Here is an 11,450-nt window from a genome sequence, read left to right as displayed (position 1 = left end):
TAAAAGATATTTTTTTAACATATACCCCCTATAATTTTATGTTGTTTTCTCTTGCATAATAAAAAAGATATTGTTGTGCAAATCCCGAAAAATTTCCAAATTTGTTTATTCCAAACTGTCTTATCTTATTTAAAGATACATCTGGTGCCAGATAAAAATGAGTCATTGCTCTTTTTACCCAAACATCCACCGGGAAAGCTGAATATTTCTGCATAGAAAATAGCATTATACAATCTGCAACTTTTGGGCCAATTCCCATAAATTTTTGAAGCTCTTTATAACATAATTCATCTTTTTGACTTTTTATCCATTCTATATTAAATTTTTCATTATAATCTAAATTTCCAAGCTTACCAAAAGTACATATTTTTGATACAGTGTCTTTTATATATTTATTTCTAAATCCAGTACCACAATCTTTAAGTTCCTCCAAAGTAGCCTTATTCAAATCTTCGACATCCGGAAAATTATAATAAATTTTATTTTTATATTCTATTTTTTTACCATATTTAGCACTTATATTTTTTATAGCCCTTTTTATCATAGGTATTCTATTATTAGCTGATATTATAAATGATATTATAAGTTCAAAAGGATCTTGTTTTAAAAGTCTTATTCCGTACCCAAATTCTAATGATTTTTTTAAGATTGGGTCATCACTCAATATACTTTTTATTTCTCCATAGTCCCTGTAAAGGTCAAAATATTCTGCCCAAATATTTTTAAAATCTTTTTCATTTGTGTTATATATCATTACATCATTATATTTTTTTTGAACCTCAATAACTTTTCCAAACGCAACTCCTATATAATTTCCATCATCCTGTTTATCCCATCTGAAACACTGTCCGCAGTCAAATATATGTGACAATTCAAAATTTCTTACATTTTTTACTATAATACCATTTTCTATATTCTCTATATGACTAAAATCCATACTATAACCTTCTTCCTTTTCAAATATTAATTATATACCTTCAAGTAAAAACAACTATAATAGTTTAAACTATTATAGTTGTTTTTCATTCAAACATTCTATTATTTTTTTAAATATTCATCTATAGCTTTTGCAGCTTTTTTTCCAGCTTCCATGGCAAGTATTACTGTAGCTGCACCAGTTACAGCATCTCCGCCTGCATATACTCCATCCCTTGAAGTTTTACCAGTTTCATCTTCTGCAATAATACATCTTTTTTTGTTGATATCAAGACCTTTTGTTGTTGATGAAATAAGTGGATTTGGTGAAGTACCAAGTGACATTATTACAGTGTCTACATCCAGGTCAAATTCCGAACCTTTTATTTCAATAGGTCTTCTTCTGCCTGAAGCATCTGGCTCTCCAAGTTCCATTCTTATACATCTAATTCCTTTAACCCAGCCTTTTTCATTTCCTAAAACTTCTATAGGATTAGTTAATAAATTAAACTGTATTCCTTCTTCTTTAGCATGATGTACTTCTTCTGCTCTAGCTGGAAGTTCTGATTCTGATCTTCTGTATACTATATGTACTTCAGCTCCAAGTCTTAAAGCAGTTCTTGCTGCATCCATAGCAACATTTCCGCCGCCAACCACAGCAACTTTAGCTCCAACCTTTATTGGTGTATCATAATCATCTTTAAATGCTTTCATGAGGTTATTCCTAGTTAAAAATTCGTTGGCAGAAAATACTCCATTTAAATTTTCTCCAGGTATACCCATAAATCTTGGAAGACCTGCACCTGAGCCTATAAATACAGCTTTAAAGCCCTCTTCTTCAAATAAATCATCTATAGTAATTGTTCTTCCAATTATTACATCTGTTTCTATTTTTACACCTAATTTTTTCACATTGTCAACTTCATGCTGAACTACTGTATCTTTTGGAAGTCTAAACTCTGGAATTCCATAAACTAAAACTCCTCCAGCCTTATGAAGTGCTTCAAATATAGTAACATCATAGCCGAGCTTTGCCAGGTCTCCTGCACATGTAAGTCCAGAAGGTCCACTTCCTATAACAGCTACTTTTATGCCATTAGCTGGTTTTCTTTCTGAAAGATCCACATTATTTTCTCTAGACCAGTCAGCTACAAACCTTTCTAGCTTTCCTATCGAAATAGCTTCTCCTTTTATGCCTAAAACGCATTTTCCTTCACACTGACTTTCTTGTGGGCATACTCTGCCGCAAACTGCAGGAAGTGCACTTGACTGTGCTATTATTTTTGCAGCTTCGTCAAATTTTTCCTCTTTAATTTTTGAAATAAAACCAGGTATATTTATTGAAACTGGACATTTTGTAACACACATTGGTTTTTTACAATTAAGGCACCTTGAAGCTTCTTTAATAGCTTCTTCTTTAGTATATCCAAGACATACTTCATCAAAATTAGTTGCCCTAACTTTTGGATCCTGTTCTTTTATTGGTACTCTTTTCATTTTATCAGCAGCCATTATTTGTCACCTCCACAAGTACATCCTTTTCTATGGAAAGTATCTCCCTCTTCTTTTTTGAGTATCTCTCTTCCCTCTTCAGTCTTATACATTGTCTGTCTTCTCATAGACTCATCAAAATTTACCAGATGTCCATCAAATTCTGGTCCATCAACACAGGCAAATTTTACTTCTCCACCTACAGTAACCCTGCAAGCACCACACATACCAGTTCCATCTACCATTATAGGATTCAAACTTACTACAGTCTCTATCCCATATTCTTTTGTAAGCTTTGATAAAAATTTCATCATGATCATAGGACCTATGACAACTGCATGATTATATTTTTTTCCTTCTTTATCAATAAGTTCCTTAAGTTTATCTGTAACGAAACCCTTGTATCCATAACTTCCATCATCAGTAGTTATATACAGATTACCGGAAACCTTTTTTAATTCATCTTCAAAAAGCAAATAATCCTTGGATTTACATCCAACAATGACATCTGCCTTCACTCCATGAGCATTAAGCCATTTTACCTGAGGATAAACTGGAGCTGTTCCAACTCCTCCTGCTACAAATATAATATTTTTCTTTTTAAGCTCTTCTTCACTTTCCTTAGTAAGATCAGATGGCTGGCCTAAAGGTCCAACAAAATCGCTAAAATACTCGCCTACTTCAAATTCAGCCATTTCTTTTGTTGATTTTCCTAATGTCTGAAATACTATTTTCACTGTTCCCTTTTGTGCATCATAATCACAAATTGTGAGAGGTATTCTTTCTCCTTTTTCATCAATTCTAACTATGACAAACTGACCTGGAAGACAGGACTTCGCTACTCTTGGTGCCTCTATATCCATTGAAAATATATTCGGTGCAAGAGTTTTTTTGTCTACAATTTTGTACATTTCTATTCACCCCATTTATAAAACTTATACAAACTTATTACAATAAGCCTTTTTAATTATATCATAACGTACAAAGAATTGTATATAAAAAGAACCCTGGATTAATTTTTATTTAATCCAAAGTTCCTTTTATGTACATAATTCTATTTTGAATAATCGAAAATTCCTTTTTTAGTCTTTCTTCCAAGCCATCCTGCTCTTACATACTTTCTAAGAAGTGAATGAGCTCTGTATTTTGAGTCTCCTGTTTCTTTATAAAGTACATCCATGATAGCAAGACATACATCAAGTCCGATAAGATCTCCTAATGCTAGTGGTCCCATTGGGTGATTAGCACCAAGCTTCATAGCTTTATCAATATCTTCTGCTGAAGCTATATGTTCTGCATATATTCCAATAGCTTCATTTATCATTGGTATTAATATTCTATTTACAACAAATCCTGGAGCTTCAGCTACTTCTACAGGGTCTTTTCCAATTGAAGTTGCAATTTCCTTTACTGCATCAAAAGTTTCCTGAGATGTAGACATACCTCTTATTACTTCAACTAATTTCATAACAGGTGCTGGATTAAAGAAGTGCATTCCTATAACCTTGTCCTGTCTTTTTGTAGCAGATGCTATTTCAGTTATTGATAGTGAAGAAGTATTTGAAGCAAGAATTGTTTCAGGCTTGCATATTCTATCCAAGTCACTGAATATTTCTCTTTTTATCTTCATATTTTCAACTGCTGCTTCTACTACTAGATCGCAATCAGCTGCCTTTTCAAGGTCAACTGTTCCACTTATTCTAGCTAATATAGCATCAGCATCTGCCTGTGAAATCTTTCCTTTTGCTATTCTTTTTTCAAATCCTTTTTTGATGCCTGAAATTCCTCTTTCAACAAATTCATCTTTTATATCTCTTATTAATACTTCACAGCCTTTTGCTGCAAAAGCTTGAGCGATACCAGATCCCATTGTACCAGCACCAAGAACACATACTTTTTTCATACTTACTTTCCTCCTTTTTAATATCTTAATTATAAAATTAAGTTTACATATTAAAGAAACAATTAAATTATATTTATACTAAATCTAAAGCTTTGATTTAAGCTATAAATTCAGATATAATCCTTTCACAATCTCCTACGATAGCATACTTTTCAGGGAAAGGTATACCGATCATACCATCTTTTTTACAAATTCTTGCTCTCTTTTAAATGTAAAATTTCTTTACTTCATTTCTCTAAAAAATAGTTTTTTAATTTACTCTATTTATTTTTAAAAGATTTATCTCTTTTTTCAAGGAATGCAGTCATTCCTTCTTTTTGATCTTCTGTAGCAAAACATTCTCCAAATACTTCAGATTCATATGCTGCACCTGTATCTATGTCTGTCTGAACTCCTCTGTTTATAGCTTCTTTGCAAAGTTTTACAGCTATTGGTGCATTACCAGCTATTGTATTTGCCAATGCTTTAGCTTCATCCATAAGTGCTTCAGGTTCAACTACTTTATTTACAAGTCCTATTCTAAATGCTTCCTCTGCTTTTATAATTTTTGCAGTATATATAAGTTCCTTAGCCATTCCAGTACCTACTAATCTAGGAAGTCTTTGAGTTCCACCAAAGCCTGGTGTAATTCCAAGTCCTGCTTCTGGTTGTCCAAATTTAGCCTTTGATGAAGCTATTCTTATGTCACAAGCCATTGATATTTCACAGCCACCACCAAGTGCAAAACCATTTACAGCTGCAATAACAGGTTTTTCTAACTTCTCTATTTTCCTAAATACCTTGTTACCAAGTATACCAAATTTTCTTCCTCCATTAGCATTAAGGTCTCTCATCTCTGATATATCAGCACCAGCTACAAAAGCTTTTCCTGCTCCTGTAATTATTACAGCTAATATAGAATCATCCTCTGCAACTTTATCAATTACACAATCGATTTCACATAGTGTTTCTGAATTCAGTGCATTAAGTGCTTTAGGTCTATTAATTGTGATTAAAGCTAATTTTCCTTCTTTTTCAAAAATAACATTTTTAAAATCCATACTAATTTCCCCCGCAACCTTATATATTTTTTTATATTTTATTTGCTATAATATGTGATATTTTTTAACAAAGCATTGTTAATAATATCACAATTATAGTTAATAACAACCAAAGTTTCAAACTTCAATTATTATTATATACCCTAAAACCATACATTTCAATAAAAATATAAATAAATGTTTAAATTATTAGGATTTTTCAAAAATAAAATTACGTTATTACTCTGATATTTGTTATTCTATGTCATTCAACAAACAAGTAAGCGTTAATAAACTATCACTTAAATGTACATTCTCAACTTTTACATTTTCAGGAGCTACCAAATCTACAGGAGCAAAATTCCATATACCTTTCACTCCATTTTTAATCAATACATCACAAACTTTTTGTGCATTATTGTCTGGAACACATATTATCCCTATATCTATAGTATTCTCTTTTAAATAATCACTTAAATAATCTATATCTTTTATTTCTATATCCCTTATTTTAATGCCTATTAGCTTAGGATTTATATCAAATATCACCTTTAATTCAAGACCTAATTTTTCAAATCTAGTATAATTTGCTAAGGCTTGGCCTATATTACCAGCACCTATTATAGTCATTTTATAAGTTTTACTAAGTCCCAGTATATTTCTTATCTGATTGTAAAGCTCACTTACATTATAACCATATCCCTGCTGTCCAAAATCACCAAAGCAATTTAAATCCTGCCTTATCTGGGAAGCCGTAAATCCTATAGTTTCACTTAATTCCTTAGAAGATATTCTATCAACGTCATTTCTCATAAGATCACTTAAATATCTGTGATATTTTGGTAACCTCTTTATAACTGCCATTGATATATTTTTTTTCTTATCCATATTATCTGCACCTCATATTGTAATAATTTAATTCATTCATAATATTTTATATTTAAACTTTATACTTTCTAAACCATATCATTTTACTATACATTACATATTTAATAGTATTATTTATACTATCAAAATGTCAAGTCCACTACTTTATTTTATATAATTAAAGTAATTTGTATTCTTATTTTTTACATTATGTAATTATATACAATATTAATTTGAAATACCACTACAAAAAAATCAATATAAATAGTAAAATATAATGGTTAAGGATGGTGTTTTATACTATGGTAATTTTAAGTTGTAAAAATATTCATAAAAGTTATGGAATAGATACTATACTAGATAACATAACTTTTAATATAAATGAAGGGGAAAAAGTCGGTTTAATAGGTCCAAATGGTGCAGGAAAATCTACTTTATTTAAAATACTCACAGGAAAATTAGAACATGACAGCGGAGATCTTTTTATAGACAAAGTTAAAACTCTAGGATATCTAGCTCAACATTTATCCTTAAATCCTTCAAATACTATATACGAAGAAATGTTAACGGTATTTGAAAATTTAATCAAGCTCGAAAAAAAATTGTCCAAATTAGAAAATTTAATGAATGAACCCTATGATAAAAGCAGTAAAGAATACCGTAATAAAATTATAGATGATTATACTACATATTCGGAATTATATACAAATACAGGCGGATATACTTACAAAGCAGAAATAAGCAGAGTATTAAAGGGACTTGGATTTTTTGAAAATGATTTTGATAAAAAAATTGATCTCTTAAGTGGAGGTCAAAAAACAAGAATAGCACTTTGCAAACTTCTACTTACAAGACCTAATATATTGCTTTTAGATGAGCCTACAAATCATCTTGACTTAGAAGCTATAGAATGGCTTGAGGATTATCTTAAAAATTACAAAGGTACTGTAATTTTAATATCTCATGATAGATATTTTTTAGATTCTGTAACTTCAATAACAATGGAATTAATAAACGGTCACATAAATTTTTATAATGGAAATTATACAAAATTTATAGATTTGAAAGAAAAAAATTATGAATCCCAATTGAAAGCATATAATATTCAACAAGCTGAAATAAAAAGGCAGGAGGAAGTAATTGAAAGATATAAATCCTTCAATAGAGAGAAAAGCATAAAAGCTGCTGAAAGTCGTCAAAAAATGCTTGATAAAATTGAAAGAATACAATCTCCCGACAAGCCTCCTAAAATGAAAGATATGATTTTTGAAACCCAGATAAAAAGCGGCAATGATGTACTCCACATAGAAAATTTAGAAAAGAGCTTCAATGAGAAAAAACTATTTTCAAATGTTAGCTTTGATATAAAAAAAGGAGAAAAAACAGCTTTAATCGGAGAAAATGGCAGAGGAAAAACTACCCTTTTTAGAATAATAATGAGCGAAGTAAAATCAGATAATGGAATATGCTCATTAGGTAAAAATGTAGTAATAGGCTATTATGACCAGGAGCAATCAAATTTAAGTCTAAATAAAACAGTTATAGATGAAGTATGGGACGACTTTCCCAAGCTCACAACTACAGAAATACGAAATGCTCTAGCTTCATTTTTATTTACAGGAGATGATGTTTTCAAAACAATTTCATCTTTAAGCGGCGGTGAAAAATGCAGAATTAACTTATTAAAATTGATGCTTTCAAAATCAAATTTTTTACTTTTGGATGAACCTACAAATCACTTAGACATTATGTCGCGTGAAGCTCTGGAAAAGGCTCTGCTTAACTATGATGGCACTGTATTTGTAATATCTCATGATAGATATTTTTTAAATAAAGTTGTAAGTAAGATATATGAACTGAAGGAAAATGAAATCAAATTATATATTGGAAATTATAATTATTATATTGAAAAAAAGAAAAATCCTTTAAGATTTGAACAGATTAAAGAAGTTTCTGGAAAAACTAAAACTCAGATAAAAAGTGAGAGAAAAAAGAAAAAGGAGCTGGAAAAATCTAAAAAAAATGAGCAATTAAAAATGAAAAATATTGAAGAAAAAATATCAGATTTGGAAAAGGAAATTTCTGAACTTCAAAATAAACTTTGTCTTGAAGAAGTATACTCAAATCCTGAAGAAAGCGAAAAAATAAATAAACAGCTTCTTATTAATCAAGATAATTTAGAAAAACTTTATGAAGAATGGGAAAACTTTATGTAAAGTTTTCCTTCTATTTTCTATACTTGCCTATTTTTTCTTCCATGGTAATACCAGTAGGTCTGTAATCAATTTTTACCATAGATTCAACTCTCTTTGCGCCATTGTCTGTACATATTTTTTGTGCTGCAGAAACTATTTTTAAAAGTTCATCTAGTTCACCTTCCATAGTAGTTTCCATCGGTCCAACTTCATATTTAACTCTGCATGAATCTATATATTCTATAACCTTGTCTACAACTCCGTATAAATTTTTTTCTTCTACAACAGGTAGAATCTGAAGACTTACGTTTACAACTGCCATAAAATTACCTCCTAATTCATTATATTTCTAGATATTTTTTTAATTTTTTAACGTTACTTCTACTTATAGGCACTTCAGTATTATTTTTATCATTCATAACCAATTTATAAGTTCCATTGAACCACGAATAAAGTTCTTTTATATTATCCATATTTACAAGATAACTTCTATGAGTTCTAAAAAATTTTGTTTTTTCTTCTATCTGGCCTAGAGTATATCCTACTAAATAACTTTCATCTTTGGTCTTTACATAAGTTTTCTCATTCTTAATATAACAAAAATATATATCTTTAGTATTTATTAATACTATTTTACCATTCTTTTCACAAGCAATTCTTTTAACAATCTTTTCTGTATTATGAATATTATCTACTATTTGATTTAACAAATCCGGCAATTTTTCTTTTTTTTCATTTTTTTCTTTCCATTTATCAATTAATCTATTAATTGTTATGTCTATTCTATTTTCATCAAATGGTTTAAGTACATAATCCAAAGCATATAATCTAAATGCCTCAACTGCATGTTCTTCATAGGCTGTAACAAAAATAACATCAATTGAATTATCAAATTCCTTGACTTCCTTTGCAAGCTCAATCCCATTTTTCAATGGCATATTTATGTCCATAAATACAGCATCAGGCCTTTTATCTTTTATAATTTCTAGTCCAGATTTGCCATTTGTCGCTATTCCATTAACCAATATATTATCATATTTTGATATTATATATTCTAATTCCTTTGCTGCTGGAATTTCATCTTCAACTATAACACAATTTAACTTATTATCCATCTAAATTGTAATCCCCCTTTAACGGTATAATAAAACTAACATTTGTACCATTATTTAAAGATGTCTTAATATTAATTCCGCAATTTTCACCATATAACAATTTCAACCTCTCATTTACATTTCTAAGCCCTATTCCAGGCCAATTTTGAATTAAGTTATTCAGTTGAATATCATCCATGCCAACTCCATCATCTTCTATTGAAAATAATATTTTATTATTTCCATTCCCGCATAAGACTGCTTTTAAAAGAACATTGCCACCTTCTGCCTTTGGAAGTATACCATGTTTTATTGCATTTTCTATAATTGGTTGAAGCACAAATGATGGTATACTGCTGTTCATCAAATCATGAGGTATATCTATAACAAGCTTTAATCTTTCACCAAATCTGGCTTTTTCTATTGAAAGATATGATTTTACAAAATCTATTTCATCTTTCAATAAGACGAAATCCTCCTGTCTCTTTAGAGTTTGTCTAAAATAATTTGACAAATCTATAATTAATTCTCTAGCTTTCAGCGGGTTTGTCCTACAAAGAGATGCAATAGTATTTAAAGCATTAAATAAAAAATGTGGTTCTATTTGAGCTCTCAGAGCTTTAAATTTAGCTGTCAATGCTTCCTGTGCTAATTTATTTAATTTGTAAAGCTCGATCTGGTTTGATAATAGCTCACTTAATTCTTCTGCAAATTGCCTAAAATATACTGTTATATCTCTTTTTGATTTTACTCCAAGTCCAACTACTCCTTCAAAACCAGAATTACATATATTAAATGGTGAACAAATGAAAAATAATTTTTCCTTATTATCAGAAAACTCTATTGTCATATACTGTGGAGATAAATAATACTTTTTTAATTTTTCATTAAGCTTTTCTCTGTCTAAATCAATGCCATCATAAGCAAGTATTCCGTATTTATCACCAATAAACACACCTTCTATATCTGACATTTCGTATATTATATGAGATACATTTTTTGATGTCTCAAGGTTAAGTCCTTTTCTCATATAACTGATAGTCTTTTGTGCAATACTAAGTGCCTTTTGTGCCTGTATCGCCCCTATTTTATTATATTCTTCCCTTGAATTTTTTATTATATTTACAAATATTACTGTACCAAATGAATTTATCAATATCATTGGCAGTGCTATAAGCTGTACCAGTCTGTTTGCAACATCAAATGGTCTTGAAAATATAAGTATTATACTCATCTGAATTATTTCTGCAATAACTGATCCAATAAAAATATATTTTATATTAAATTCGGTATCTTTCGAATACCTTTTAACAGCAGAACCAATTAATCCTTCAATTATAGTTGATATTGCACAGGATAGCGCTGTAAATCCTCCTAAAAAATATCTATTTACACCCGAAATTATACCAACACAGATTCCAATTACTGGTCCTCCAATATAACCTGCCGTTATAGCTGCTATAGGTCTTGTATTTGCTATAGCATCATGAATTCCTATATACCCTACACTGTGTTTTATAGTATACATATCATGAGGTTGTACATTTACTCCTGTATAATTTCCGATAATTCCTAAAATGCTGAAAAATATTACAAGAAGAAACTTGTCAAAAAATTTAAGATCATCTCTAATCAGATTATTGAAAATACGGGTATGGCTATATATATATGCTGATAAAGCAATCAACGACATACTCTCCAAAAGTTGTATATAAATCATTATGATTACCCTCCCAACATATTAATTACACTTTTATTCTTTACTAATTATCATTTGTTGTCAAGACTAATGTGCAATTAAATCAGATATTGAGAACATTTTTTGAAATCGTTTGCTATTCAACTATTGATTTTTGCAATTCATACTTTATTTTCATCACTTTAACAAATTTTCCTACTAAATATAAATATAAAATAGTATTATTTATATGAAGTAAATTTTAAAATTAAAATTCACTTCACAGCT

10 protein-coding genes are annotated in these 11,450 nt (G+C 29.6%); 1 reads left to right on the top strand and 9 read right to left on the bottom strand.

Going from position 1 to position 11,450, the window contains the following annotated elements:
- Positions 1-28 precede the first annotated feature (28 nt).
- From J2Z42_RS09095 to J2Z42_RS09070, 6 genes are all read right to left on the bottom strand, one after another.
- Complete coding sequence (locus tag J2Z42_RS09095) at positions 29-937, bottom strand: DNA-3-methyladenine glycosylase family protein (RefSeq protein ID WP_209702334.1); 909 nt, start codon at positions 935-937, stop codon at positions 29-31.
- A 101-nt stretch (positions 938-1,038) separates the two neighbouring features.
- Positions 1,039-2,427 carry an NADPH-dependent glutamate synthase gene (gene gltA / locus J2Z42_RS09090; RefSeq protein ID WP_209702333.1) on the bottom strand — a complete coding sequence of 463 codons (1,389 nt, stop codon included), beginning with the start codon at positions 2,425-2,427 and terminating at the stop codon, positions 1,039-1,041.
- Entirely contained in the window at positions 2,427-3,317 is an 891-nt protein-coding gene (locus J2Z42_RS09085; RefSeq protein WP_209702332.1) for a sulfide/dihydroorotate dehydrogenase-like FAD/NAD-binding protein, read from the bottom strand. The genes gltA and J2Z42_RS09085 overlap by 1 nt, the downstream gene beginning before the upstream one ends.
- A 143-nt stretch (positions 3,318-3,460) precedes the next feature.
- Positions 3,461-4,309, bottom strand: a complete 849-nt coding sequence (locus J2Z42_RS09080) for a 3-hydroxybutyryl-CoA dehydrogenase (RefSeq protein ID WP_209702331.1) — start codon at positions 4,307-4,309, stop codon at positions 3,461-3,463.
- A gap of 260 nt (positions 4,310-4,569) precedes the next feature.
- A complete protein-coding gene (locus tag J2Z42_RS09075; protein ID WP_209702330.1) occupies positions 4,570-5,349 on the bottom strand; it encodes a short-chain-enoyl-CoA hydratase in 780 nt (259 codons plus the stop codon).
- A gap of 234 nt (positions 5,350-5,583) precedes the next feature.
- Positions 5,584-6,216 carry a redox-sensing transcriptional repressor Rex gene (locus J2Z42_RS09070; RefSeq protein WP_209702329.1) on the bottom strand — a complete coding sequence of 211 codons (633 nt, stop codon included), beginning with the start codon at positions 6,214-6,216 and terminating at the stop codon, positions 5,584-5,586.
- A 281-nt stretch (positions 6,217-6,497) separates the two neighbouring features.
- On the opposite strand from J2Z42_RS09070, the gene J2Z42_RS09065 reads away from it, so the two are divergent.
- Positions 6,498-8,411, top strand: coding sequence for an ABC-F family ATP-binding cassette domain-containing protein (locus J2Z42_RS09065; RefSeq protein ID WP_209702328.1), 1,914 nt, complete (start codon positions 6,498-6,500; stop codon positions 8,409-8,411).
- Positions 8,412-8,421: 10 nt separating this feature from the next.
- On the opposite strand, the gene J2Z42_RS09060 is transcribed toward J2Z42_RS09065, so the two are convergent.
- Genes J2Z42_RS09060 through J2Z42_RS09050 form a run of 3 tightly spaced genes read right to left on the bottom strand, consistent with a single transcriptional unit; the run spans position 8,422 to position 11,204 of the window.
- Positions 8,422-8,712 carry a thiamine-binding protein gene (locus J2Z42_RS09060; protein WP_209702327.1) on the bottom strand — a complete coding sequence of 97 codons (291 nt, stop codon included), beginning with the start codon at positions 8,710-8,712 and terminating at the stop codon, positions 8,422-8,424.
- A 19-nt stretch (positions 8,713-8,731) separates the two neighbouring features.
- A complete protein-coding gene (locus J2Z42_RS09055) occupies positions 8,732-9,505 on the bottom strand; it encodes a LytR/AlgR family response regulator transcription factor (protein WP_209702326.1) in 774 nt (257 codons plus the stop codon).
- Positions 9,498-11,204: a LytS/YhcK type 5TM receptor domain-containing protein gene (locus tag J2Z42_RS09050; protein ID WP_209702325.1), complete on the bottom strand. Its 1,707-nt coding sequence runs from the start codon at positions 11,202-11,204 to the stop codon at positions 9,498-9,500. Before J2Z42_RS09050 ends, J2Z42_RS09055 begins: the two co-directional genes overlap by 8 nt.
- Positions 11,205-11,450: the final 246 nt, after the last annotated feature.

The sequence above is a fragment of the Clostridium algifaecis genome, from assembly GCF_017874415.1.
Taxonomy (GTDB): domain Bacteria; phylum Bacillota; class Clostridia; order Clostridiales; family Clostridiaceae; genus Clostridium_B; species Clostridium_B algifaecis.
The sequence above is the reverse complement of the archived record's forward strand: the minus strand, read 5'-3'. Positions and strand labels throughout refer to the sequence as shown.

Coding starts and splice junctions, on each gene's coding strand:
- J2Z42_RS09070 (WP_209702329.1), bottom strand. CDS start 6,216: ATGGATAAGAAAAAAAATATATCAATGGCAGTTATAAAGAGGTTACCA.
- J2Z42_RS09080 (WP_209702331.1), bottom strand. CDS start 4,309: ATGAAAAAAGTATGTGTTCTTGGTGCTGGTACAATGGGATCTGGTATC.
- J2Z42_RS09050 (WP_209702325.1), bottom strand. CDS start 11,204: ATGATTTATATACAACTTTTGGAGAGTATGTCGTTGATTGCTTTATCA.
- J2Z42_RS09085 (WP_209702332.1), bottom strand. CDS start 3,317: ATGTACAAAATTGTAGACAAAAAAACTCTTGCACCGAATATATTTTCA.
- J2Z42_RS09075 (WP_209702330.1), bottom strand. CDS start 5,349: ATGGATTTTAAAAATGTTATTTTTGAAAAAGAAGGAAAATTAGCTTTA.
- J2Z42_RS09055 (WP_209702326.1), bottom strand. CDS start 9,505: ATGGATAATAAGTTAAATTGTGTTATAGTTGAAGATGAAATTCCAGCA.
- J2Z42_RS09065 (WP_209702328.1), top strand. CDS start 6,498: ATGGTAATTTTAAGTTGTAAAAATATTCATAAAAGTTATGGAATAGAT.
- J2Z42_RS09060 (WP_209702327.1), bottom strand. CDS start 8,712: ATGGCAGTTGTAAACGTAAGTCTTCAGATTCTACCTGTTGTAGAAGAA.
- gltA (WP_209702333.1), bottom strand. CDS start 2,427: ATGGCTGCTGATAAAATGAAAAGAGTACCAATAAAAGAACAGGATCCA.
- J2Z42_RS09095 (WP_209702334.1), bottom strand. CDS start 937: ATGGATTTTAGTCATATAGAGAATATAGAAAATGGTATTATAGTAAAA.